Annotated in this window: 25 protein-coding genes; 7 read left to right on the top strand and 18 right to left on the bottom strand. The window is 30.8% G+C overall.

Features of this window, described 5'->3' with window-relative positions; all coding sequences use genetic code 11:
• A partial coding sequence (locus ACI32A_RS00305) for a hypothetical protein (protein WP_439753023.1) occupies positions 1 to 711 on the top strand: 711 nt, incomplete at its 5' end.
• Positions 712 to 736: 25 nt separating this feature from the next.
• On the opposite strand, the gene ACI32A_RS00300 is transcribed toward ACI32A_RS00305, so the two are convergent.
• The 10 genes from ACI32A_RS00300 to ACI32A_RS00255 are packed head-to-tail and all read right to left on the bottom strand — an operon-like array spanning position 737 to position 9,888.
• Complete coding sequence (locus ACI32A_RS00300) at positions 737 to 1,000, bottom strand: DUF4176 domain-containing protein (RefSeq protein ID WP_439753022.1); 264 nt, start codon at positions 998 to 1,000, stop codon at positions 737 to 739.
• Position 1,001: 1 nt separating this feature from the next.
• Positions 1,002 to 1,772, bottom strand: coding sequence for a hypothetical protein (locus tag ACI32A_RS00295; RefSeq protein WP_439753021.1), 771 nt, complete (start codon positions 1,770 to 1,772; stop codon positions 1,002 to 1,004).
• Positions 1,747 to 1,938 (bottom strand): hypothetical protein, encoded by a 192-nt coding sequence (locus ACI32A_RS00290; RefSeq protein WP_439753020.1) that lies wholly within the window; start codon positions 1,936 to 1,938, stop codon positions 1,747 to 1,749. Before ACI32A_RS00290 ends, ACI32A_RS00295 begins: the two co-directional genes overlap by 26 nt.
• Complete coding sequence (locus tag ACI32A_RS00285; RefSeq protein ID WP_439753019.1) at positions 1,922 to 2,206, bottom strand: WXG100 family type VII secretion target; 285 nt, start codon at positions 2,204 to 2,206, stop codon at positions 1,922 to 1,924. The genes ACI32A_RS00290 and ACI32A_RS00285 overlap by 17 nt, the downstream gene beginning before the upstream one ends.
• Before the next feature lie 12 nt (positions 2,207 to 2,218).
• The gene (locus tag ACI32A_RS00280) at positions 2,219 to 2,512 is read right to left on the bottom strand and encodes a WXG100 family type VII secretion target (RefSeq protein WP_439753018.1); all 294 of its coding nucleotides are present in this window, start codon (positions 2,510 to 2,512) and stop codon (positions 2,219 to 2,221) included.
• Positions 2,513 to 2,520: 8 nt separating this feature from the next.
• Positions 2,521 to 2,757, bottom strand: coding sequence for a hypothetical protein (locus ACI32A_RS00275; protein WP_439753017.1), 237 nt, complete (start codon positions 2,755 to 2,757; stop codon positions 2,521 to 2,523).
• Entirely contained in the window at positions 2,732 to 5,950 is a 3,219-nt protein-coding gene (locus ACI32A_RS00270; RefSeq protein WP_439753016.1) for an FtsK/SpoIIIE domain-containing protein, read from the bottom strand. Before ACI32A_RS00270 ends, ACI32A_RS00275 begins: the two co-directional genes overlap by 26 nt.
• On the bottom strand, positions 5,925 to 7,589 hold the full coding sequence (locus ACI32A_RS00265; protein ID WP_439753015.1) for a hypothetical protein: 1,665 nt from the start codon (positions 7,587 to 7,589) through the stop codon (positions 5,925 to 5,927). Before ACI32A_RS00265 ends, ACI32A_RS00270 begins: the two co-directional genes overlap by 26 nt.
• A gap of 2 nt (positions 7,590 to 7,591) precedes the next feature.
• Entirely contained in the window at positions 7,592 to 8,941 is a 1,350-nt protein-coding gene (locus tag ACI32A_RS00260; protein WP_439753014.1) for a protein kinase family protein, read from the bottom strand.
• Positions 8,938 to 9,888: an FHA domain-containing protein gene (locus ACI32A_RS00255; RefSeq protein WP_439753013.1), complete on the bottom strand. Its 951-nt coding sequence runs from the start codon at positions 9,886 to 9,888 to the stop codon at positions 8,938 to 8,940. The genes ACI32A_RS00260 and ACI32A_RS00255 overlap by 4 nt, the downstream gene beginning before the upstream one ends.
• A gap of 71 nt (positions 9,889 to 9,959) precedes the next feature.
• On the opposite strand from ACI32A_RS00255, the gene ACI32A_RS00250 reads away from it, so the two are divergent.
• Positions 9,960 to 10,508, top strand: coding sequence for a hypothetical protein (locus ACI32A_RS00250; RefSeq protein ID WP_439753012.1), 549 nt, complete (start codon positions 9,960 to 9,962; stop codon positions 10,506 to 10,508).
• Here ACI32A_RS00250 and ACI32A_RS00245 read toward each other — a convergent pair.
• Positions 10,497 to 11,708, bottom strand: a complete 1,212-nt coding sequence (locus ACI32A_RS00245) for a hypothetical protein (RefSeq protein WP_439753011.1) — start codon at positions 11,706 to 11,708, stop codon at positions 10,497 to 10,499. The two genes, ACI32A_RS00250 and ACI32A_RS00245, sit on opposite strands and share 12 nt — an antisense overlap.
• Positions 11,709 to 11,845: 137 nt before the next feature.
• On the opposite strand from ACI32A_RS00245, the gene ACI32A_RS00240 reads away from it, so the two are divergent.
• Positions 11,846 to 13,666: an MSCRAMM family protein gene (locus tag ACI32A_RS00240; protein ID WP_439753010.1), complete on the top strand. Its 1,821-nt coding sequence runs from the start codon at positions 11,846 to 11,848 to the stop codon at positions 13,664 to 13,666.
• Between the two features lie 20 nt (positions 13,667 to 13,686).
• Here the strand turns inward: ACI32A_RS00240 and ACI32A_RS00235 are convergent, their stop codons facing one another.
• The 5 genes from ACI32A_RS00235 to ACI32A_RS00215 all read right to left on the bottom strand — a co-directional run bounded on the left by ACI32A_RS00235 (position 13,687) and on the right by ACI32A_RS00215 (position 18,507).
• On the bottom strand, positions 13,687 to 14,709 hold the full coding sequence (locus ACI32A_RS00235) for a branched-chain amino acid aminotransferase (protein ID WP_439753009.1): 1,023 nt from the start codon (positions 14,707 to 14,709) through the stop codon (positions 13,687 to 13,689).
• Positions 14,710 to 14,787: 78 nt separating this feature from the next.
• Complete coding sequence (locus tag ACI32A_RS00230; protein ID WP_439753008.1) at positions 14,788 to 15,318, bottom strand: NUDIX hydrolase; 531 nt, start codon at positions 15,316 to 15,318, stop codon at positions 14,788 to 14,790.
• On the bottom strand, positions 15,315 to 16,028 hold the full coding sequence (locus ACI32A_RS00225; protein WP_439753007.1) for an NAD-dependent protein deacylase: 714 nt from the start codon (positions 16,026 to 16,028) through the stop codon (positions 15,315 to 15,317). Before ACI32A_RS00225 ends, ACI32A_RS00230 begins: the two co-directional genes overlap by 4 nt.
• A 60-nt stretch (positions 16,029 to 16,088) precedes the next feature.
• A complete protein-coding gene (locus ACI32A_RS00220; protein ID WP_439753006.1) occupies positions 16,089 to 17,126 on the bottom strand; it encodes a PTS transporter subunit IIC in 1,038 nt (345 codons plus the stop codon).
• A gap of 88 nt (positions 17,127 to 17,214) precedes the next feature.
• A complete protein-coding gene (locus ACI32A_RS00215; RefSeq protein ID WP_439753005.1) occupies positions 17,215 to 18,507 on the bottom strand; it encodes a M17 family metallopeptidase in 1,293 nt (430 codons plus the stop codon).
• A gap of 80 nt (positions 18,508 to 18,587) precedes the next feature.
• Here ACI32A_RS00215 and udp point away from each other — a divergent pair, with 80 nt between their 5' ends.
• Positions 18,588 to 19,364, top strand: a complete 777-nt coding sequence (gene udp / locus ACI32A_RS00210) for a uridine phosphorylase (RefSeq protein WP_439753004.1) — start codon at positions 18,588 to 18,590, stop codon at positions 19,362 to 19,364.
• Positions 19,365 to 19,376: 12 nt separating this feature from the next.
• Here udp and ACI32A_RS00205 read toward each other — a convergent pair whose 3' ends face one another.
• Positions 19,377 to 19,715, bottom strand: coding sequence for a cupin domain-containing protein (locus tag ACI32A_RS00205; RefSeq protein WP_439753003.1), 339 nt, complete (start codon positions 19,713 to 19,715; stop codon positions 19,377 to 19,379).
• A gap of 34 nt (positions 19,716 to 19,749) precedes the next feature.
• On the opposite strand from ACI32A_RS00205, the gene ACI32A_RS00200 reads away from it, so the two are divergent.
• The gene (locus tag ACI32A_RS00200) at positions 19,750 to 20,391 is read left to right on the top strand and encodes an HAD family hydrolase (protein ID WP_439753002.1); all 642 of its coding nucleotides are present in this window, start codon (positions 19,750 to 19,752) and stop codon (positions 20,389 to 20,391) included.
• Here the strand turns inward: ACI32A_RS00200 and ACI32A_RS00195 are convergent.
• Entirely contained in the window at positions 20,361 to 21,677 is a 1,317-nt protein-coding gene (locus tag ACI32A_RS00195) for an MATE family efflux transporter (protein ID WP_439753001.1), read from the bottom strand. The genes ACI32A_RS00200 and ACI32A_RS00195 overlap by 31 nt on opposite strands.
• Before the next feature lie 78 nt (positions 21,678 to 21,755).
• Between ACI32A_RS00195 and ACI32A_RS00190 the strand changes: the two genes are divergently transcribed.
• Together ACI32A_RS00190 and ACI32A_RS00185 are read left to right on the top strand one after the other, a co-directional pair.
• Entirely contained in the window at positions 21,756 to 22,601 is an 846-nt protein-coding gene (locus tag ACI32A_RS00190) for a YihY/virulence factor BrkB family protein (RefSeq protein ID WP_439753000.1), read from the top strand.
• Positions 22,602 to 22,725: 124 nt separating this feature from the next.
• Positions 22,726 to 23,637, top strand: coding sequence for a calcium/sodium antiporter (locus ACI32A_RS00185; protein ID WP_439752999.1), 912 nt, complete (start codon positions 22,726 to 22,728; stop codon positions 23,635 to 23,637).
• Positions 23,638 to 23,709: the final 72 nt, after the last annotated feature.

Below are 23,709 nucleotides of genomic sequence, written 5' to 3'. Positions count from 1 at the left end.
AATGCAGTCTATGACCAAGTTGTTGGTTTAAATGATGAAATAAAAGAAAAAGCACAGGATAGTTATGATTCTTTAGCAGAAGACTATAGTGATCTGGATTCTCAACTGGTCCAAATGGGATATCGCGATGCTTCTGATTATATCGAAAAAGTATTGATTCCTGAGCAACAAGGTATTCAGCTTCAGGCACAGTATTTTAAAGACAACAAGGAAGCTATTCAAAAAGAATATAAACCATCTCTTGTTACTATCTTAAAATGTGACGACGAAAAAACAGCTCAAAAAGCCATTGATGCTTTAAAAGATGGACAAGACTTAGCTACTGTATATGATGCATATACGAGTGCAGATTCATCTTTTTCAAATGAAGAAATTGTCTTAACAACTTTAAATACAGACTGTCCAACACGTGCCATTAACCAGGCTTATAAACAAAGTAAAGCCGGTGTCATTGATGAAGTCTTTACAAATGATGATGGAACAACTTATGCCTTTGTTGTCGTTGTTTCTTCTACAGATTATGATGAAAATATCGAAGCCTTTGAAGAAACAATTTCAGCTGGAACGGATTTCGAAAAAGAATTATGGACTTATTATTTTGAAAAATTTGATTTGAAAATTTATGATCAAGATATTTTTGATTATTTGAAATTAAACAATCCTGAATATTTAATTGATTATCCAGAATTAACAGAAACAGAAGATGAATAAAGGAGAATTCAAATGAATTCTCCTTTTATGATGGTATATGTTTTTCTAATTCAAAGCGATAATTGAATTCTTCTACATCTTGTAGTCCAATAAAAAACAAACAATCAATGTCTTCTTGATTAAAAACATAGAAATGCTCACTGTCAATTAATCCTTCTGGATATAAAACAGCTGCATAATCATAGAGTTCCGGTTGATTCTTTAAATTTTGAAGACGCCCAACAATCATAACACGTCGAGTGGCTCCTTTTAATCGAACAACTGAACCAAGTGGTAATAATTCTTTCATACTATACATTCACCTTTACTTTAAAGCCCAGTCCACAAATAAATCCCAATTTACTACCAAATTCCCATTCACGATTTTTATGGCTATACTCCAAATTAGCTTCCATACTTCCAATTGAACCCGATCCCGTTAATGTAATGGAGGCACCAAATACATGAAACGAACAACTCACTGATCCTTTCAAAGCTGCTATACCTGCTCCTAAAGAAAAAGTCTGTTCATCCACTGAAATGACTGCCTTTGCCTTCGCATAAGCCACTCCAACATATCCTTTCGCACTTGACTTAGCATAAATGGATGAATTTCCAATTTTTAAATTGGCATTTCCTTCTAGTAAAGAAGCATCTACAGTGGCATTGATTTGTAAAGAAGGATCAAATGTTTTGTTTTTCCAGAGTTGAGCTTCTGCTTTCCCTGTCGCCTTTAAATTTAAAGCATGAATTGAAATAGAAATGGGTAAGTTTTTAGAAGCAATGGTTCCATAATGATAAGAAATGGAACCATATAAAGAAGATTTTACAGATTTTCTTAAAAGTTGACTCATTCCATTTATATTTTTAGAATAAGAAGTCGTTATTTTTCCTTTTGAAAATTGAAAATTTTCATTGTTTTCCCAAATAGAAGCGGATTCCTGAAAAAAAGATGATAAAGATGATAAGCGATTTAAAATGATTTGGTGGTTTTTCTGACAAGGTACAGGAAGATTTAAGAAACACATTCGTGTTTGTAAGCCATAAGCTACTTGCCTAAGACTCTGTGTTTCGATGTTCATATAAAAGCTGAATCTGGTTTTGAACCAAAGAAATCAAAGAACATAAACTTGAATAAATATAGTTTTGTTCTTGATTTGAACTTGTTAAAGAAGAAGATTGATTTTGAATGGAAATCAAATACGATAAAAGTTCCTGGTAGTATTGGATTTCATGATCCAATGGCATTTCTTAACATTTCTTCGTTTTCTCGATACGTAGAAGCTGTTTGTGTTAAGAACTGGGCATACATATCCATAACTTCTACAAAAGTGGAAAAAACAGGAACAAGACTTTGAAATTCATTTTGAAATTGATTTGATGCTGGTGAATTCCAAATGGTTGGAAGACTATTGATTTGACCTTGAATATCTTGAAATACATTCATCATTTGAAGTTTTAATGCACTTAATTGATTCGCATATTGATTGACATCTTCATATTGAATTTGAAGCATATTTTTCTCCTTCTAAGCTAGTAAACGCGCTTGTGCAATGCGCTGTTCTTGTAGTTGCTGATACATCATCGCACTTTTTTGAAGTACATTGGCATAGTCCTCCATCAATTGTGTCAATTGATGCAATCGAGGATAGAGTTCATCAAATTTTGAAACAAATGTCAATTGATCGTCTCCTTGCCAAATGGTAAACATTTCATGAATCAAAGAATTCATTGTTTCAATGATTCCCTGATATTCTTCTTTACGATTTTTTAATAAAATACTTTGTTGCCATAATTCATCATAATTTACACTGATTTTCATAATCTCTCCTATATCAACAATAAATGATCCCCTGGTAATACACGATTTTCTTTCCAGGTTTTATCGTTTTCTAAGACACGTTTTGTTTCTACGTGATACATAAAATGATCAAATGTATATTTTTCACATAGCCACTTCTTTGTGACATCTTTGATAAAATTTTCAACTTGACCATCTTCCTGCATCCATACATCATGTGGATATGGATGCGTAAATACTTTAATATGTAATAAAATTCGATTCATTGTCTTCCTCCAGACTATATGCATGAAAAGCATCCCAAAACATCAAAGACGAACTTGGAATATTTTTTTTACGTAAATACAATCCATATTCTAAATAACCTGCCCCAATCCATAATACATCCCAATCATAATGATGTTCTAAATAAGTAGTTGATTGAAAAAATTCCAAATGATTGACAATGTTTATGACTTGAATTTTATCTTGATCTTTCCAATCTCGAATCCAGTTTTCTATTTTTTCTTTTTGAGAATGTTGTGCATAAACAATTAATAATTTTCTTTCATGGGTCCATACCACCCATTTATCTTTCACTTGTCCTAAATAAGTAAAAGAAGATTGTGGGATTCTTTTTTTATTTTGTTTTGGAATGGCTTTTTTAAAATGAAAATAATAATCAAATAATCCTTTTTCCATTTCTATTTGATCTTGACTAGAAACATGTACTAAAGAAAAAAATTGTTTCTTTTTTTCGAATGAACAATGATAAGTACAACGAAAATCAAATGAAGATTTATCCAGTACAACATCTTGAACAAAAACCAATAATCGAATATTTTTCTTTTGGAAAAAAGAATTGTATTTATACCAGTTTTCATCTGCATGAACTATTAATGTAAATTCATTTGTTTGAATGGAAAGTTCATATAAATCTTTAGTAGAATCAAATACTTGATCTACATAGTTTGTTAATTCATGAAATCGATACGCATACACTATTCCTTTAAAATTAGATACCAATGAACATACAATATTTTCTTGCGTACAAACAATCATAGATTGTCCAAATTGTAAGGAAACAGCTTTTTGTTGACATATATTTAAGTCTTCGTATACAAATAATTCATTTTGAAATGGATATGATTCTAATTTCGGTAATACAAAATAAGAAATCGGATTTTTAGTTTCCATTATTTTTTGACAACAAAAATCAAAAACTGATTGTTTTTCTTTTACTTCTTCTATCACTTCATCATAATCATTCACAACACAATATTTTGTTTCTCTTTCTTTGATGTAATAACTCATTCCCTTAAGACAAGATTCTCTTTGAAGAATAAATTGTCCTGGTTGTTTTAATGTATAAGCATCCCCATTGTGTAAAACTTCCATTGAATCTTGTTTTGTATTGACTTTTAAACAAATATGAAAAGAAGTATTCGCCCATATTTGATCATCAATAACACCTAATGGTTTTTGTGTTGATAAAATGAGGTGTATACCTAATGATCGTCCAATACGAGCAATGGATTTTAAAGTCGACAATGCTTCAATGGATTGTTCCTTTAACTGTGCCATTTCATCGACTACAATTAAAATATGACTCATTCCATCTTGAATCTTCGTATTATATTCCTGGATACTTGAAACTTTTTCTTTGGCTAGTATTTGTTGTCTTTGTTCAATGAGTTTTTTCATACAAACAAAGAATCGTTTTAAGTCATGGTCTAAATTTGTGATCATGGCTCCACAATGTGCGAAATTAGAAAAAGAATGAGAAATGGCTCCACCTTTAAAATCAATCACAATAAATTGAAATTGTTTTGATGAATTATTTAAAATCAGCTGTAATAAAATCAAAGACAATAATTCAGATTTTCCTGAACCCGTTGCTCCAGCAATCAATCCATGCACTCCATCTTTTCTTTCATCTAAATCAAGTTCAATTACTTTTCCTTGTTCATCAAAACCCAAAACTACTTTTAAACACACTTGTTTCTGGTAACGCTTTGTACAAGAAAAAGAAGAAGAAATATGTAAGACTTCTTTAAATGAAGGAGGAGATGGTTTTAATTCTTGTCGAATTTGATAGGCTTGATATATAAAGGGATAGAAAATCGATACATTTGTGATTTTTAGTTCAATATGTGTACATACATTTTCATGAACCAGAAAAACATATCTTTGATTTTCTTTTTGATTGGATAAAAACAATTGTTCACTTTTTTCATCAAAAATCCACAATCTCTTATTTCCTTCTCGACATTTTTCATGACATAAGTAATACGCATCTTTGAATGCTTTTCCAACACAAACATATTTCATATCATTGTTGATACTACACAACATTTGAAGCCATCCATCTAAATGAGATGGAAGATACAAAGCTTGTTGGTTGCTTAAATAAATGCATTCATTGATTTCACATGGATGTTGTTTTATCCATTTCTTAATGTTTTGATTCATTTTTGATTGAAGAAACTGAAAAGGAACATCTTTTAATTGAAAATAAGAAAGAGAAATACTATGAATATCAATCAAAATTTGATCTGGATTCATCATTTGTGTTTTTAACAACAATTCCTGGGCAACTATTTTTTCTTCGTATTCTTTTTTTTGAATGCAAAAATCATTATATAAACAATCCAGATAATAAAAATAGTCTTTTTCTTTTTGTAAAACTTCCTGTTTTGATACTTGATATTGGATATGTCGGTTATAAAGGCCATACAACAAAAACGCAAATGCCATAGAACAAGACATACACAACATAGATAAAAGTTGTTCTTTTTGTTCGGGATGATTTAAAAATAAGAAAAGGCCAGAAATCAGAGAAGACAATAAAATACAGATAGAAGAACCGACGGATTGAAAGATTTTTTGTTTCTTGATTGGAGCATCCCATGAATAGCTTTCCACTTGAATGGATTGAAAATCATGTTGAAGACAATGATAGTTTTGTATTTTTATTTGTGGAAAACAAATTTTTTTTGATTCTATTAAACTAGATGAAGTTTTAAAGGGAATGATTAAATACTGATCAAAATATACAAATTCATATTTTCCCATCCAAAGAATATCTCCATCTTTCAGCTTATATTTTTTTTCTTTTTTTCCATTGATATAAACACCATTTGTACTATCACAATCTATGAATTGATAAAAATCTTTTTGTTTTTGAATTTGACAATGATGATTGCTTATATAAGCATCTTTAATCACACATTGATTTGTTGTATCTCTTCCAATATTGAAGAAATTGGATAAGGAAACAATGGAAAATGTTCTTTTTTCAATTAAGAATAACAATACATTTTCAATTTTTAAACTAGATTTTAGAATATAAATTTTATCTTGATATTTTATTTGAATACTTTCTTTTTGTTCCACAAATTGAAAAGAATCCATTTGTTTTTCTTTTTCAAACACAATGAATTCACATTGATTGTCATGAATGATTTGAATTTTTTTCATGGACTTTTTTTATGATATATATCAATGGAATTAGAAATAAAATAAAAGCAACTGGATATTGTGTATGAATTTCTATATCTTTTTCATTGATATTTCCTGCATTGTCTTTAGCAATCACTTGAATCGAATAAAAAGGCTTCATAGCTTTGAATTCATAATAATTGTGATTGTATTCATCTTTTTGAATTTGTGAAAGATCTATTTCTTTTCCATTCATAATCAACGACACAAAAAAATCTTCTTCATTGGATAAACTCATTCGAATGGTTTCTAAAAAAGAAGGTCTTTCTTTTTTTTGTTTATTAAATAAAAATAAAATATCAGGTGGATCAATATCCTTCACTTCTTTTTTTATTTCTACTTTTTCTTTTTGAATGGTATATGTTCGATCTGGATAGAGTGAAGGTGTATTCACTTGTACTTGTACTGGAAGTTTTATAAATTGATAATCAAAAACTTGTTCTTGTCCAAAATCATCAAATACTTTGTAAGAAACACTACAAATGCCATAATCTGGCAATTGATATAATGCATCCATTATATTTTGTATATTCTCATTTAGAATTTTGATTTCTTGTTCTATATGTGCTTCTTTATTGGTTTGAAATTGAAAATCATAACAATGTGTAAAATAAACAATAGAAGATTCTACTTCTTTTTCATTGAAGTATAAACTACATTCCAATTTTCTTTTATCAATATAGAATTGTCTTTGTATCTGTGCTATTTGACCAAAAACATCTTGTACAAATACTTCAACTTGAAATGTTTCATTTTGTGGTGTGGATAATAGAAAACTATTTTGTAAATCATATATTTGATCTTGTACTTTGATATATCCTGTCAAAAGATATGGACAATTGTATTGAATTTGAACAAGAATGTCATCCATGGAATGACTTTGTTCGTTGTTGATTTCAATCCATGGTTGTTGATTAGTAAAAGTAAAAGATGTAATTTCTTTTTCTAAATATGGATAAAGTTTGTGTTTACATAAAAAGCGATAATTTCCTGGTTGATTTAATATACATTCATGTTCAATTTCATTGATTTTTTCATCGTTGAAATATTGTTCAATGACAAAGTTTTCATCTTCATATGATAATAAAACATGATTTTGAAGTGTATATTCTTCATTGATATTACTTGATATAAAGTCTTTTTGTGCTTCAACAGGAATTTCTTCAATCGTTTGATTTCCATATTCATCCACGCATTCTATACGGATGAGTTGGTTTTCCATTTTTACCCAAAAATCATTTTCTTTTTGAAGAATATCATCCACATAAATCTTTGTTTCCACTTCACTTTCATCTTCAATATCTAAATGTAGTTCCATATCATTCCATAAAACGAGTTTGTCTTTTATTTGGTAATCTTCTTTCATTAAATGAAAGATAGGTGGTGTTGTATCTTGAAAAAAATCTTGTTCATTTTCTTCTAAAATATTTCCTTGTTCGTCTTTTAAACAAACATATAAAGTTGTATTTCCTTCTTGAAGAGTAAAAGATAAAGAATCCAGAATTTCGTCTTCATATATAAATGTACTTTGTTCAATGTCCACAATGTCATCAACTTGAATTTGAATCATTGAATCTTGTATGAAAAACTGAAGATAGGAAAAGATTGTAAAAAACATAATTAACTCCTTTCTAAGTAATGAATCAAGGTTTGCACTTGTTCATTTTGGCTTTGTTGATAGGAATCAGGAACAGGTAGACTCAATTCCTTTGTTTGTAAAAATAAACAATATTCTAAATAGAAAATAGAACAAATTTCAAATTCTGGATGATTGGGTGTCATTTTTTCATGAAGTTCAAATAATTCATTCAAATTTGATACAATAATTTGTTCATCCACTAAAAGATTCATAAAAATAGAGAGAGTATCTAATTCTTGTGATTGATTTAAATATGTTATGTATTGATCACAAAAAGAAAGTGTGATTTGTTTTTCTTTTATTTGAATTAAAAATTGAGTAAGCTCTTTATTTTGTGTTTGAATTGATTGTGGAATATTTTCGATAAAGAATTGACAATACATAGAATTTTGTGACAATATGGCTTGTTTCATCATATAAAACGCAATTTCTGGATTTTTTAAACTTTCTTTTAAAGTTTTTACTTGAATCCATTGATATAAATTACTCTGAATTTTTTCATAATACGTTCCTTTTTGTTTCGATAAATCTTTTTCATATAATTGAATGAATATGAGTTCATCTTTGGGATGGGCTTTATATTTTCTTTCCAGTGTCTCCTTTCCTCCATTCAAAACCAAAAAAACAGACAGAATAAATACAATAATAAGTTTGATGAATGAATAAATGATATAAGTCCATTTTAGTTGATGAATGCTTTGAAATCGTTTTTTAGAATCTTTTTTTAAGCATTTAGATAAAATCCAGTTTTTTCTAGCATAAAAAGAAGACATAAACGTTCCAAACGCAAATATATCCATTGAATATGTTTTAGGGGTATTTAGAAATAATTCAGGATCTGCATTTGATGGGGATGAAAAATAAATGCCTTGGCTTTGATCATATACGCAACCATTAAAATCAATGAGATATAAAATTTGATGATGAATTAAAAAGTTTTCTCTTTTTATATCAACATATAATATTTCTTTTTCATGTAAATGGTTGATACAATTCAAAGCTTGAAGAATATAAAAGAAGCGAAATAGTCTGGTTTGTATGGGATGGCAATTCATCCAGTCTTTTAAATTCATTCCTGGAATATAAGTTTCAAATAATGAAAGAGTTTCTTGATTTTCTTTAATATCTAGAATTGAGGGCATAAAAGGATATTGAATTTGACTTAAAACTTGTATTTCCATATGAAATTGATGCAATAATTGTGGATGCGCTGATTTTTGAATTGTTTTACATACAACTTTTTTACAAGTCACCAAATCATAATAGACATCCACACTGGATTGTTCTTGTCGTTGCAAATTAAATTGCCATACATATCTTGTTTCTTTCATTGATGGAAAATGGCTTCAATATTTGCGAATTGAAGATGCATTCCATCTTTTAATCGCATCTTTCTTTGTACTTTTTTTCCTTCTAAATATGTTCCATTTAAGCTTTTACAATCCATAATATAAAATCGATCGTTTTCACAAATAATTCGAGCATGCTGCATAGAAATGGCTTCTTCTTTTAATTGAATATCACAGCCATAGCCTCTTCCAATCCAAGTGATTTCATTTTGGAGTTGAAACCATTCTTGATTTATTTGTAAAGAAGCTAAAGGTTCATTCCATCCTAAAATCTGTGTTTTATTGTCTTCTACAACTTTTTCTTCTTTGATTTTGTAAGAATTTAAAGGACGAATGGGTTCTTGTACGCGAAATGGAATGGTTTTCTTTCTTTTAAAGAATCGTTTTGGATAATAGATGTTTTGAATATTTTTAAGTCCTAAAATTAAATTTGAAAGAGAAAATTCATTAGTACTTAAAAATCGAATCAAATAACCTGGAATTTCAAAGGCGGTGTTAGTTTTAAAATTTCTTGTCAGGTATTCAATCCATTCTTTTGTTTGATCATTTTGAAACATCCATTCTTGAATTGAAAGAGGAATGACCGTGAAATAAAAGTTTTGTGCATAGGAATCTAAAAAAATATATTGAGGTTGAAAATAAACGGGTTTATTGCGATTCACCGCAATAGCACTTTCAAACAAATGAATTAAGAAAGCATATCCTTCTTCTTTTTCAAAGACATATTGATTTAAAAAATCATCTAAACTTACTTTATCTTGAATTGAATAAAGAATTCTTCCTTTTTCTTTGTCTTTTAAAAGAGAAGGTAAACAAAATTCATCATTTGCCATTCTTTGAAATATTTCAATATCCAGACTCTCTTTTTTATTGAGTTCTACCACAAAACTATTTGGGTCTCGATCAATTTCATGAATCCAATCTTGCATTTTTCCTATCCTCCATTATATATATTCGAAAAAAAATTGATTTTGTAAAAAAAAAAGATAAAATTTTTTATATGAAACGAATTTACTGGATTCATATATGTGGATTTGAAATTGTTTTAAACGCATTGGCATTTTATTTTACCGATGGCTTTTTTTATAATCAAACATATATAGGAAATACATTGGGACATGTTGTTTATTTATGGTTATGGACTCTTAGCTCTGTTTTTGGTTTTTATCAATATTCAAAAATAATATTTGAAAATCTTCATTTTACCTACCATAAAAAAATTCACTTCCTTCTTTGTTTTGGAATGATATTCTCGCTTTGTTTTCCTTATCGAGATGACATTTTTTTATGGAGCAATGAATTCCATGTTTGGATTGCCGGTTTTTGTATCTTGGGATTTCTTTTAGAATGGATCAAAATCGCATCAAAATATTCTATACTCTATCCAAAACAATTTTTTATTTTCTTTTCCATTGTGATACTTAGTATCGGAATTATGTTACTTTTTGATCACATCACATCTTTTTGTGAAGTTTTTTTCACATTTTCTATGAATGTTTTTTTATTTTTATGGGCAAAAAAAAGTAGAGAATCATCTCTACTCTTCTAAATTCATTTCATTAATTTTGGATAAGTAATGTTCAGCTTTTGAAACAAAATGCATTTTATTTCCCAATTGAATCACTTTTTCTAAATATGTTTTAGCAACTATATAATCTTCTTCTACAAAAGAAATCAATCCAATATAATAGCTGGCATCCACTTTCTGAAATGGAAATTGAGCCCGTTGAAAGGCTTGTAAATAATATTTACGACAAGTATTGAAATCCCCATTCATTAAATCAATTTTATTTTGAATGGCAGCCATATCCTGTGATTGAATATTGACACCTACAGCCCCCATATTCAAGCGAACCTTACTTGCCATTTTTTTACACTCTTCCAGTTTTTCTTCGTCTTTTAAAATATAATAAACATAAGCCATGATGGAGCAATAAGATAAAGTACTTGCTTCATCTTTTAATGGAAATAAAGCCAAAGATGCTTTTGCCAATTGAGGATCATCCATATAAATCATACATTGTGCAAACAAAGTCTGATTCGTTAAACGAAAGTTGTGCTTTGTCATGGAATAATAAATAATAGCTGATGCACAGGCTTCTGGGTCACATTTTTCATAAAGCAATCTTGTGATTGGTAAAAAACTTGAAACTCGATATCGTGCCAATATATTGAATGTATATGTAAAGAAAAATAAAGCCAGCAATATCAGTACAAAACTATTCATAAATAATAAAACAAAAATAACAGCCACTAAACCCAATGCATAGATTCCAGAAATTTTTTGTACATTTTTTTTACAATCCAATGCAAGTGAGCGATATTCTTCTAATAATTGATGCTTTTCCTGATATTTACGAATAATATCTTTTTCTTCTTGAAGTCCAACTTCCTGCATTTTCTTTTTATTTTCGGTTTTTAATACAAATAGTTCATAAATTGAAAAACAAATACAAGGAATCAAACTCAATAAGCCTACAACAGAAATCACTTCTGGTGTTAAAATCAAAATGGCTAAAATAATAAAAATTCCAAATGACCATTTTTTCATAATATATTGAATCAATAAAATCGCATTTGCCAGACCAGCCAATGAAATTCCTCCAAGTGTATATGTAATAACTACATTGGAATACATAAATTCAATCACTTCAGATGGAAAAACTTCAGCATATAATTCTTTGCTGTCACCAATGGTAATCATCATGACGATAACACCAATCACAAATGCTGCAAAAATGATTCTCAAATGGTTCTTACTATAATATTTCCACATACTACTTACCTTTATCCATTATAGCGCAAATGTATTAAAATGTATAACTTTAAAAAATTCTTTTTACAAATTCAATTTTTTTTCGAATAAATATAATGGAGGACTATTATATGAAAAAAATTGTATCTGTATTCTTATCTCTTCTTTTTTTCTTTGTGCCTATACAAATACAAGCACAAAGTACGATTCGTGTAACCTATCCATATGGTTCATCCATTGAAACGGTTCCAGAAAAATGGCAAGTTCATTACATTGATAATGCAACAGGAAAAGCAATTACCGATTTATATGGCCAAATTCATATTGGTTCTAAAGCTGTTCATTGTATTCAAGCCAATGTAAATGCGATTGATGGAGCTAGTGATTACACAAGTACTTCAATGGATTCTATGTTTTCAGACAATCAGTGTCAGATGGCTGGCTGGATATATGCATTGGGAATCCAAAAAGATGCCAGTCATGAAATGGATTTAGCTTGCCAAATTTTATTATGGAAGTTACTAGATCCTAGTTCATCAAATTTTACATATCACGATGATATCCAGTCAAAAATCAATGAAGTATTAAACCGCATAGAAATCATGAAAACCAATGTTGAATTTGAAACACAAGACATTGTATTAACAGGATATGGCAAGGAACATGCCGTTACACTTCATGACCAGGCTCAAGTTTTTTCCAATTACATTGAAACAAAAAATACGGGTGTTCACACACAACGAAATGGAAATGATTTAACGATTTGGATGGAACAAGGTGATGATACGCAAGCCACTTTATCCTATGATTGTTTTTATTCATCAAATGAAGCTAAACCATCTGTTGTTTATACTTCGCAATATAGTCAAAACGTAATCGCATTAGAAAAATCCATTCCCAATTCTATTTCTTTAAATGTTTCCTTGTCTTTAGGTCAAATCCATGTTTCCAAAACAGATTTAAATGGAAATCATCTTTCTAATGCTTCTTTTCAACTTCTCAATCAAAGTAATGAAATCATTGATCAATGGATTTCTGATGAAAGTATTCATACCATTTCTAATTTAAATTTAGATGAAACTTATACAATTATCGAAGAATATGCACCTGAAGGTTATATAAAAAGTCAGCCTGTTTCTTTTGTTTTAGATGAAAAATCTAAAGATATTGTTATTCAAAATGGAAGTGTGGGAATCTATAAAATAGATCAATTTCAAAATGAAGTAAAAGAAGCTTCTTTTCAAGTTCTTGACGCAGATGGTAATATCGTGGATGAATGGACATCGCATCAAAAAATTATTGACATTCCTGATTCCATCCAAGAGACTTTATCTAAAAAAGAATCTGTTTCTTTTAATGGCATTCAATGTATTGTCCATGACAATGGAATTACTTGTATCCTGGAAGGAAATCGATATGAAATCGATGAACAAGGATATGAAACCATTCACTTTATTTCCAATCTAGAAGAAAACCAGTCTTATATTCTTCATGAAGTAAAAGCCCCTTCAAATTATGTAATAACAAAAGATATTGAATTTGTGGCTGATGGTTTGCAGAATCAAATCATAGAGTGCATAAATTTGAAAACAAAAGTCATTGGTATTCAAAAGCTCAATGAAAAGAAACAATGGGTTAAAGACGCAAAGCTAAGATTGGTGGATGCAAATGGTGAAATTATCGATGAATGGATTACATCTGATGAAATCCATGAAGTTTCTTGTATTTTAGGAGAGTCTTATAAATTGATTGAAATAGAAACACCAAAAGGATATGAAAATTCAAAAGAAATTGAATTTGAAGTTGATGATAAAACCGATATCATTACCATGATTGATCAAAGCATTCCAACTTCACAAACTGGATGGAACTCTCATATGGGTTTATATTCTTTAATTGTGATTTTAAGTATGATTGGTATATTTATTCTGAAAAAAAGAAGCGACCATTAATCGCTTCTTTTTATAATCTTTTATTCAATAACGTGAATCCATCCTTCAGGGGCTTCGATTGTTCCCATTTGAATACCTGTCAAAGTTTCACGTAATTTTGAAATCACTGGACCCATTTTTTCCATTCCACTTGGGAATACAATTTCATTTCCATGGTCATAAATTTTTCCAACAGGAGAAATAACAGCCGCTGTTCCACATAAACCACATTCCGCAAAGTCTTTGACTTCTTCAAAAGTAACTTCTCTTTCTTCTACTTTTAATCCACAATAATGTTGTGCCACATATAATAAAGAACGACGCGTAATAGAAGGTAAAATACTATTGGATTTAGGTGTAACAACAGTTCCATCTTTTGTGACAAATAAGAAATTTGCGCCTCCTGTTTCTTCTACTTTTGTACGTGTTTGAGGATCTAAATACATATTTTCATCAAATCCTTTTTGATGGGCATCCACAATATTATGCAAACTCATCGCATAATTTAATCCGGCTTTTATATTTCCAGTTCCTCTAGGCGCCGCACGATCGACATCACTGACACGAATAGTGATAGGCTTCACACCGCCTTTAAAATAAGGCCCTACAGGGGTCGTGAATACACGGAATTCATATTCATCGGCTGGTTTAACACCAATAACTGCATTTTTTCCAAATACATATGGACGAATATATAATGTAGCTCCTGTTCCATAAGGTGGAACAAAGTCTTTATTGGCTTTAACAACCTGATAAATTGCGTCCAAGAATTTTTCTTTTGAAACCACTGGAATTTCCAATCCAGCACAAGAAGATTGTAAACGCTCTGCATTTAAATCTGGACGAAATACAACAATTTTTCCATCTGCTGTTGTATAGGCTTTTAATCCTTCAAAACATGTTTGAGCATATTGAAGAACACAGGCACATTCACTCATTGTGATTGTATCATCTGTAATCAGACTTCCTTCATCCCATTTTCCATCTTTATAATTTGATACATAACGATAATCTGTTTTTACATATCCAAATCCTAAATTATTCCAATCAATTGCTTTACTCATATATAACGCCTCCATTAACGATTGACTTCTTTTGTTATTATATTCTTAGTTTAAGCGCATTTCAATGAAAATTCGATTCTATTTTTCATAAATCATGAAAAATTTCAAACACGCTATCAAAGTTTTTGCATCTTTTATTTCATTTTTTAAAATCATCTCTTTTATTTTGGAAATTGATACTTTATGAACCACAACAAATTCCCCTGGATCCAGGCACTGTTTTTCAAAATGACAATTTTTTGCCACCACCATATGAATCACTTCACTACAATAAGCTACAGTTGGATACAAATACCCAAAATATTCCCATTCATCACTCACATAACCCGTTTCTTCTTTTAATTCCCGTGCGCCTGCTTCAATAAATTCTTCGCCTTGTTCTCTTCGCCCACCTGGTAATTCAAACAATTCTTCTTTAGATGGATATCGAAACTGCTGAACCAAAATAATTTCTTCTTTTTCTGTTAATGCCAGAACACATACACCCCCTGCATTGGAAACAACTTCACGCATAGCTGGCATTCCATTTTCTAATTGAACTTGATCTCGATAGACGGAAACAACTTTACCTTCAAAAATCGTTTCAGAACTTATTTGAAATTCTTTCATATAATGTCTCCTAATACTTTTCCAATCGAATCATGAATCACTAAATCAGCTTTTTTATCCATTGGCGTAACATCTTTATTAATCAAAACTAAATGTTTTCCTCTAAAATATTCAATCAATCCCGCTGCTGGATAAACAGCTAAACTTGTTCCACCTATAATTAATAAATCCGCTTTCGAAATCGCATCCACTGCTCTATAAACCGTTGTATTATCCAAACCTTCTTCATATAATACAACATCTGGTTTAATAATGGATCCACATTTTGGACAACGTGGAATTCCTTGTTTATCACGATACTGAATGATTTCTTTTAGATTATAAAAATGATGACATTTAGTACAATAATTACGAAGAACAGATCCATGTAATTCATAAACAACTTTTGAACCTGCTTTTTGATGTAAACCATCAATATTTTGCGTAATTACAGCCTTTAATTTCCCCATTTCTTCTAATTTTGCCAGGGCAAGATGCGCTTGATTGGGCTTGGCATCTTCATAAATCATTTGATTAAAATAAAATTCAAAAAAATCCTGGGGATTGGCTTGATAAAACGAGTGTGACAACATAATTTCAGCTGGATATTTATATTGTTTCTTATATAATCCATTGTCACTTCGAAAATCCGGTATATTACTTTCTGTTGAAACACCGGCACCTCCAAAAAATACAATATTCTGACTTTCTTCTATCCATTGTTTAAACATAATGACTTCCTCTTTTTTTATTCATTATAAAACAAAAAAAGACTGTATTCAAAAACAGTCTTATAAATCTAATTTTAAATCATCTTTTTGAATCCAACCCATTTTTCTAAATAATTCACAGAAAAGAGTGGATAAAATAGCTGGTAAAATAAAACTAATCAAAATCAATCCAATCCAGTGTATAGCACCAATTTCAATGCCATCGGCAATCCATCCTGTATAGACACCGATTTGACCAACAAAACCACATGTTCCCATTCCCGAAGAAACGGCAGCACCATTCATTTCCAATTTAAAAATACAAGTCGCAATCGGTCCAGTAATCGCAGAAGCAATAATTGGTGGTAACCAGATTTTTGGGTTTTTCATAATGTTGGGCATTTGTAACATGGAAGTACCTATTCCCTGGGCAAATAAACCACCCCATCCATTTTCTTTAAAAGACATCACCGCAAAACCAATCATTTGTGCACAACAACCTGCTACAGCAGCGCCTCCAGCTAATCCTGTTAAAGATAAAGCTGCACAAATAGCTGCACTACTGATTGGTAATGTTAAGGCAATTCCAACCACAACAGAAACAATGATTCCCATCAAGAATGGCTGTAATTCTGTAGCCCACATAATGGCTTGTCCAATACTATTGGCTACACTTCCTATCATAGGTGCAAAAATCAAGGCCAAAATAACGCCTATACAAATCGTCACAAAAGGAGTGACTATAATATCTATTTTTGTTTCTTTTGATACAAGTTTTCCACATTCCGCTGCAACAATCGTAATCAGTAAAACTGCTAAAGGTCCACCAGCTCCTGCTAATTCATTGGTTGCCAGTCCAACCGTTGCTAATGAAAACAAAACCAAAGGTGGACATTGTAATGCAAAACCAATCGCAATGGCCATGGCAGCTCCTGTTGTAGCTTTGGCATAGTTTCCAATTGTCACAAGAATATCCAATCCCAATTGCGTTCCCAATGTAGAAATAATGGTTCCAATTAATAAAGATGCAAACAAACCTTGTGCCATGGCACTTAGCGCATCAATTCCATATCTCTTCCAGGAAAAGACAACGTTTTTCTTTTTTAAAAATTCTTTCATACATCCTCCATGTGTCTTGTCACTTGACTTTACTGATAATAACACAATTCATAAAAATGTAAAGAAAAAACGTTCGAAATTTCGAACGTTAAGAACATAATAAATTCACAATGGATTCAATTAAAACACCAGTTGCTCCATTTTCATCATTGCCGGTTGCCGCAATATCCAAATGAATCCAAGATACTTTTTCTTCAACAAATTCTTCTAAAAACGCAGCAGCTAAACTCGCACCTGCTTTCTTTCCAACCTGGGCATTTGTTAAATCAGCAACTTTAGATTTTCGAATTTGTTTATGGAAAGACTCATCCAATGGCATTTGCCAGATATTTTCTTTTGTTTTTTGACAAACATTTTTTAATTCCTGTAAAAAAGATTCATCATTGGTAAAAGCACCTGTATAATTTTCTCCTAGCGCATTGGCACAAGCCCCTGTTAAAGTTGCCATATCAATCATGCGATTGACATTTTCTTCTTGTGCTATCGTAAAACCATCAATTAAAGCCAAACGCCCTTCGGCATCGGTATTGGTTATTTCAATGGTTTTTCCATTCATGGAAGAAATCACATCATCTACTGTATAGGCATCCGGTCCAATCATATTTTCTGTAATACATAAAACAGCCATGCAATTGACTTTTGCTTTTAACATAGCTAATGCTTCTAAAACTGCTAAAACATTGGCAGCTCCACACATATCATATTTCATTCCTGTCATATTCTTTTTCAAGCTATAGCCACCTGAATCAAAGGTTAATCCTTTTCCAACTAAAGCAATAAATGGTTCATTTCCATTTCCACTGTATTTCATTTTAACAATATAAGCTGGATATTTCGATCCTGAGTTAACAGCTAAAATGGAATGCGCGCCTTTTTTCTTAAGCTCTTCATTGGAATAGACTTCACATTCAATGGCATATTTATTCGCAATTTCCAGGGCATAATCTTTAAAACGAACAGGTGTTAAAATATTTCTGGGACAATCTGAAATATAACGCGCAAAGTTGATACATTTAGATAATTGTTGAGCTTTTTGTGCTTCTTCTTGTCCATTTGAAAATTCAAAGACTCTTTGTGTTTTATTTTTATATTGATAAGCTCCCAAATATAAACCCAAACTCACTTCATATGCTAAATCTTTACTTACATATACATATACATCTTCTTGAATGGTTCTGGAAAATTCCATACAAGTTTTTTTAATTTGATTTCCATTTCCTAATCCTAAAAAATATATTTTTTCTACGGGTAAAACATGAAAAGGATAAATTGTTGTGATTTCTCCTTCTTTGCGATTGATTTCTAAAACAAGATGTTTTTCTTTTAAAAAAGAAGGAAATGGGTCTTGTTCTCTTAAAGGAATTAAAATATTTTTATTCATAAGCCGCCTCCGTTTCTATTCTAACACAAATTGAATTCAATCAAAATTGGGGTTATACTTTTAATAAAGGAAGTGAAAACATGATTGATTATGCACAAGGCTCAGGAAAACAATATCATATCCAGTTAAAACCCGGCGACGTTGGTGAATATGTTTTATTGCCCGGGGATCCAAAACGTTGTGCAATTATTGCCCAATACTTTGACAATCCTGTTTTTGTTGCCGATTCAAGAGAATTTGTGACCTATACAGGAACCATCTATGGAACAAAAGTATCCGTGACATCAACAGGTATTGGAGGTGCCAGTGCTTCTATTGCCATGGAAGAATTAGTAAAATGCGGAGCCAAAACTTTTATTCGCGTAGGGACATGTGGTGGAATGGATATTGATGTAAAAAGTGGAGATGTTGTAATTGCCAATGGAGCTATTCGACAAGAAGGAACATCGAAAGAATATGCACCCATTGAATATCCAGCTGTTGCGGATTTTGACGTGACTTCGGCTTTAGTACAAGGTGCTAAAAATTTAAATCTAAATTATCATGTTGGTATTGTGCAATGCAAAGATGCCTTCTATGGTCAGCACAAACCCGAAGAATTGCCAAACCACGTTGAACTTCTATCAAAATGGGATGCCTGGCTTCGTTTAGGTTGTAAAGCCAGTGAAATGGAATCTTCCACATTATTTGTTGTTTCAAATTATTTACGTGTTCGCTGTGGATCGGTTTGTTTGGTGGTGGCCAATCAGGAAAGAGAAAAACAAGGTCTGGCAAATCCTCAAGTCCATGATGTCAATATTCCAATCAAAGTTGCCATTGAAGCTATCAAAGAATTAATTAAAAAGGAAAAAAAATAACTGCGCGCGCAGTTATTTTTGTTGTTGATCATAAATAATTAAAGCCATGAAAACTAAATCTTCATTTCCGTGATTTGTAATGCTATGCCCTTTTCCCGAAGGCGTAAAAAAATGTTGACCCGGATTTAATATCAATTCTCTTTCGTGATTGTCATCAATAGTGGCTTGTCCAGACAAAATAAAATAGTCTTCTCCATCACCTTGATGAACATGATATCCTACAGCACATCCAGGTTCTAATGTGACACGGGCATAGACACGATTCATCCCATGCATTTCATCGACCATTAAAATATGTTCAAAATGAGCCAATCCTGGTCCTCCAAACATTTCTTTATCCATTTTTTTCATACGCATTCCTCCTGAAATATATTATAATAAATCCATGAAAAAAAACACAATTATATTTGACATGGATGGTTTATTAATTGATAGCGAACGATGTACTTTTGAAATATATCAACAATATCTTTTGAACAAAAATTTTTCCTATTCAAAAGAAGACTACATTCAATTATTGGGAAAACGAAAAGAATTTGCCAGGAATTGGTTTATTCAAAAGTATGGTTCTTCTTTTGATTTTGATAAATTCTGGAATGAAACCCATATTCTATTAGATCAAAAACTAACACATTCTACTGTATTAAAACCGGGTTGTATAGAAGTATTAAAATATGCAAAAGAAAAAGGATATACTTTACTAGTTGCGACGAGTTCGGATTCTAAAAGAGCTTTATCTATTTTGAAAGCCAATCACATTGATTTTTATTTTGATGATTTTGTATTTGGAGATGAAGTCTCTTCGGGAAAACCAAATCCAGAAGTTTTTCTAAAAGCTTCACAGAAAGTCAATAAACAATCCAAAGAAGCGTATGTCCTTGAAGACAGTGAAACAGGTATTCAAGCTGCCATTCAAGCTGGCATTGATGTCATTTGTATTCCAGACATGGTTATTCCATGTCAAAATATACAAAACAAATGTTTTGCGATTGTTTCTCAGCTTAAAGATTTTTTAATATATTTATAATGATAAAGCCATTGCCAGATAAACTGAACAATCCAGCCTGTCATACAAGCAAAACCAACACCTTTTAAACAATATTTTTCAATCCAGATAAAAGATGCGATTGTTCGTATACTGATTTGCGTAATGGTTCCTAGTAAAGTGATTTTCATTTTTCCGATACCACGAAAATAGCCTTGATTTCCATTGGCTAAATTCGATAATGCATACGCAATAAACATCACTGAAAAATATGAAATACCTTGGTAAATGATACTTTCATTGTCTGTAAACAAAGACATTAAAGGTTTTCGAAAACAAAATAATAAAAATGAAATACATAAACCAAATACGAATTCAAGAAACATACCTTCTTTGAATCCTTTTTCCATTCTCTTTTCTTGATTTGCTCCTTTATTTTGTGCCACAAAAGTCATCATAGCATCCGATAACGTTCGTCCAGGAACCAGGCCAATGTCTTCTATTTTTCCAATCGCATTAAAAGCTGCCATCGCATAGATTCCCAATGAATTGACCATACCTTGAATACAGAGTTTTCCAATGGGTTGTGCACATTGCTGCAATGCCGAAAAAAAGCCATAGCGCATAGTCAAATACATGTATTCTTTTTTACAGACAAAAGACATTTTCAATCGTTTTTCTTTTCTTTGAATATAGAATAAACAAATGAAAAAACTGAGTGCCTGGCTAAGTACAGTGGCTAAACCAGCTCCAAAAACAGACCAGGAAAATCCACAGACAAATAGAAGATCCAATCCAATATTTGTTATCGAAGACAAAATTAAAGAAAGTGTTGGTATTTTGGCATTGGATATACTTCGAAGTCCACTTGAACAAATGTTGTATAAAACAATAAAGGGAAGACCTGAAAAAGAAATATTTAAATATAATTTTGCACTTGATAATATTTCATATGGAACATTCATACTCTTTAATATCATTTCACAGCTCAACAAGCCTAGAATCATTACAATCATGCCAAAGACACTTCCCATGCATAATAGAGTTGAAAATTCTTCTTGCATTTCTTTAAATTGATGGGCTCCAAAAAATTGTGACATCAATACAGAAGCTCCAATACAAATACCAGAAACAGCTAATGTCAATAATGTTAATATAGAATCGGATGTGCCAATAGCTGCCAGTGCTTCTTTAGATGCAAAGCGTCCGACTATAATTGAATCACATACGTTATAGGTTAATTGAAAAAAATTACCAAGCATTAAAGGAATCGCAAAGCCTAAAATTTGTTTCCAACTTGTACCTGAGGTAAAATCTATTGAATTCATAAAGTATATTATAAATAATCTAGTTCTTTTTTTCATCAAATCTTTGACATAACCAACACAATTTCATAAAATTCAGATATGGATTATATTAAAAGATATGTTTTTCGTTTCATGGAAAAATATAAAGAAGATCAAATTAGTTTATATTCTACGCAATCAGCTTTTTTCTTAATTATTTCTGCTGTGCCTTTTCTAATGATTTTATTGACTCTATTAAAGACAATTCTTCCTTTAGAAGAAAGTACCTTTATTACAATGATTTCAAATAGTTTACCGAAAATTATCAGTAACTATGCTGCGGCTTTTCTTCGTGATATTCAAAATCAAAGTTCAACGGTATCGATTACTTCCATTAATACAATTATGTATTTATATGCAGGAAGTAAGTGTACCTATGCTCTAACGCAAAGTTTAAATGCGATTCATAAAATTGAAGATCAGCGTCATTATATTCGTGTTCGTCTTCAATCCATTTTTAATACATTATTGCTGATGTTGTTGATTATTTTTTCTTTGGTTATATTGGTTTATGGTGGAAAAATCAGTACTTTTTTAGAAAAATATTATCCAAAATTTATTGTTGAATTTGCCAGTGTCATTCATTTTAAGAATTTAATATCCTTTGCGATTATTACGATTATGATTGCCATACTATATATTATACTTCCTGGAAAACACCTGAACTTTATTTATCAAATTCCAGGGGCTTGTGCAACAGCTTTATCCTGGATATTGTTTTCTAATATTTATTCCTATTTTATTGACCATTCTACCAGATTTTCTTTAACCTATGGCGTTTTATCCAATATTGTCTTTATGATGATCTGGTTACAATGGTGTATGACATTTTTTCTGGTTTTTGCGCAAATTAATGCCTGGATTCAAAGAATTTGTGATAGAATAAAAGAAAGAAAAAGGGAGTAGCCAACACAATTTGTGTTTATATATCGTCAGTACGATGAAAATCCGGTATATAACGAAGAGGCAAGACTTTTGTTGAAAAACAACAAGAGTCTTGCCTTTTTTCTACTTCAGAAAGGAGAACACTATGATTATTGAATTTTTACTTTTACTTCTAGGTTTTATACTACTAACAAAAGGATCCGATCTTTTTGTAGATGGAGCCAGTGAATTCGCAAGATATTTACATATTCCTCAACTCATCATTGGCTTAACTATAGTTGCCATGGGAACAAGTGCTCCAGAAGCAGCTGTCAGCATTCGCTCAGCTTTGGAAAATAGTGCAGACTTATCTATTGGAAATATTGTTGGAAGCAATATATTAAATGTTTTGATTATATTGGGTATTTGTTCTCTTTTTGCTTTTATTCCCATTGAAAAATCGACAACCAAAAAAGACATTCCATTTATGATTTTCAGTACAGCTTTATTAATGATTTTTGGATATACGGACGCTTCTTTATCTTGGTTTGAAGGTTTGATTTTTCTAATCTGGTTTATTGTCTATTTAATTTATTTATATACACATTCAAAAAAAGAAGAAGATCAAAAGCCATCAAAGTTTTTTTTCAAAATTTTAATATTTATTATTTCAGGTCTTGCATTTATTTTACTGGGAAGTCAGTTTGTTGTTGAAAGTGCCACTGAAATTGCTTTATATCTAGGTGTAGATGAAAAATTTATTGGTTTAACCATTGTAGCCTTAGGAACTTCTTTACCTGAATTGTTTACAAGTTTTATGGCCACTCGAAAAGGAAATGCAGGTATTGCGATTGGAAACATTGTAGGAAGTAACATCTTTAATATCTTGTTTATTTTAGGCTTTACTTCTTTATTAACACCAATTCCTTTTCAGTCTTCATTTTTAATTGATACATTGATTTGTATTTTAACAGGTATTGTATTATGGATTTGTGCATACAAAAACAATGGCTTAAATAAGAAAAGTGGTATTTTAATGTTAGTTTGTTATGGATTGTATTTTCTTTATTTATTATAAAAAAGGATAGAGCCATTCCAATGTCATTAAGTTAAAAATCAAAAAAATAATAGAACTGAAGAAAAAAATGAA

It is taken from the genome of Floccifex sp. (genome assembly GCF_051873555.1).
GTDB lineage: Bacteria > Bacillota_I > Bacilli_A > Erysipelotrichales > Erysipelotrichaceae > Floccifex.
The sequence above is the reverse complement of the archived record's forward strand: the minus strand, read 5'-3'. Positions and strand labels throughout refer to the sequence as shown.

Excerpts from the sequence above, each read along its gene's own strand:
- ACI32A_RS00250 (WP_439753012.1), top strand. The coding sequence starts at position 9,960 with ATGAAACGAATTTACTGGATTCATATATGTGGATTTGAAATTGTTTTA.
- ACI32A_RS00275 (WP_439753017.1), bottom strand. The coding sequence starts at position 2,757 with ATGAATCGAATTTTATTACATATTAAAGTATTTACGCATCCATATCCA.
- ACI32A_RS00285 (WP_439753019.1), bottom strand. The coding sequence starts at position 2,206 with ATGCTTCAAATTCAATATGAAGATGTCAATCAATATGCGAATCAATTA.
- ACI32A_RS00290 (WP_439753020.1), bottom strand. The coding sequence starts at position 1,938 with ATGCCATTGGATCATGAAATCCAATACTACCAGGAACTTTTATCGTAT.
- ACI32A_RS00240 (WP_439753010.1), top strand. The coding sequence starts at position 11,846 with ATGAAAAAAATTGTATCTGTATTCTTATCTCTTCTTTTTTTCTTTGTG.
- ACI32A_RS00295 (WP_439753021.1), bottom strand. The coding sequence starts at position 1,772 with ATGAACATCGAAACACAGAGTCTTAGGCAAGTAGCTTATGGCTTACAA.
- ACI32A_RS00220 (WP_439753006.1), bottom strand. The coding sequence starts at position 17,126 with ATGAAAGAATTTTTAAAAAAGAAAAACGTTGTCTTTTCCTGGAAGAGA.
- ACI32A_RS00255 (WP_439753013.1), bottom strand. The coding sequence starts at position 9,888 with ATGCAAGATTGGATTCATGAAATTGATCGAGACCCAAATAGTTTTGTG.
- ACI32A_RS00215 (WP_439753005.1), bottom strand. The coding sequence starts at position 18,507 with ATGAATAAAAATATTTTAATTCCTTTAAGAGAACAAGACCCATTTCCT.
- udp (WP_439753004.1), top strand. The coding sequence starts at position 18,588 with ATGATTGATTATGCACAAGGCTCAGGAAAACAATATCATATCCAGTTA.
- ACI32A_RS00205 (WP_439753003.1), bottom strand. The coding sequence starts at position 19,715 with ATGAAAAAAATGGATAAAGAAATGTTTGGAGGACCAGGATTGGCTCAT.
- ACI32A_RS00195 (WP_439753001.1), bottom strand. The coding sequence starts at position 21,677 with ATGAATTCAATAGATTTTACCTCAGGTACAAGTTGGAAACAAATTTTA.
- ACI32A_RS00280 (WP_439753018.1), bottom strand. The coding sequence starts at position 2,512 with ATGAAAATCAGTGTAAATTATGATGAATTATGGCAACAAAGTATTTTA.
- ACI32A_RS00185 (WP_439752999.1), top strand. The coding sequence starts at position 22,726 with ATGATTATTGAATTTTTACTTTTACTTCTAGGTTTTATACTACTAACA.
- ACI32A_RS00235 (WP_439753009.1), bottom strand. The coding sequence starts at position 14,709 with ATGAGTAAAGCAATTGATTGGAATAATTTAGGATTTGGATATGTAAAA.
- ACI32A_RS00190 (WP_439753000.1), top strand. The coding sequence starts at position 21,756 with ATGGATTATATTAAAAGATATGTTTTTCGTTTCATGGAAAAATATAAA.
- ACI32A_RS00225 (WP_439753007.1), bottom strand. The coding sequence starts at position 16,028 with ATGTTTAAACAATGGATAGAAGAAAGTCAGAATATTGTATTTTTTGGA.
- ACI32A_RS00200 (WP_439753002.1), top strand. The coding sequence starts at position 19,750 with ATGAAAAAAAACACAATTATATTTGACATGGATGGTTTATTAATTGAT.
- ACI32A_RS00230 (WP_439753008.1), bottom strand. The coding sequence starts at position 15,318 with ATGAAAGAATTTCAAATAAGTTCTGAAACGATTTTTGAAGGTAAAGTT.
- ACI32A_RS00265 (WP_439753015.1), bottom strand. The coding sequence starts at position 7,589 with ATGTTTTTTACAATCTTTTCCTATCTTCAGTTTTTCATACAAGATTCA.
- ACI32A_RS00270 (WP_439753016.1), bottom strand. The coding sequence starts at position 5,950 with ATGAAAAAAATTCAAATCATTCATGACAATCAATGTGAATTCATTGTG.
- ACI32A_RS00260 (WP_439753014.1), bottom strand. The coding sequence starts at position 8,941 with ATGAAAGAAACAAGATATGTATGGCAATTTAATTTGCAACGACAAGAA.
- ACI32A_RS00300 (WP_439753022.1), bottom strand. The coding sequence starts at position 1,000 with ATGAAAGAATTATTACCACTTGGTTCAGTTGTTCGATTAAAAGGAGCC.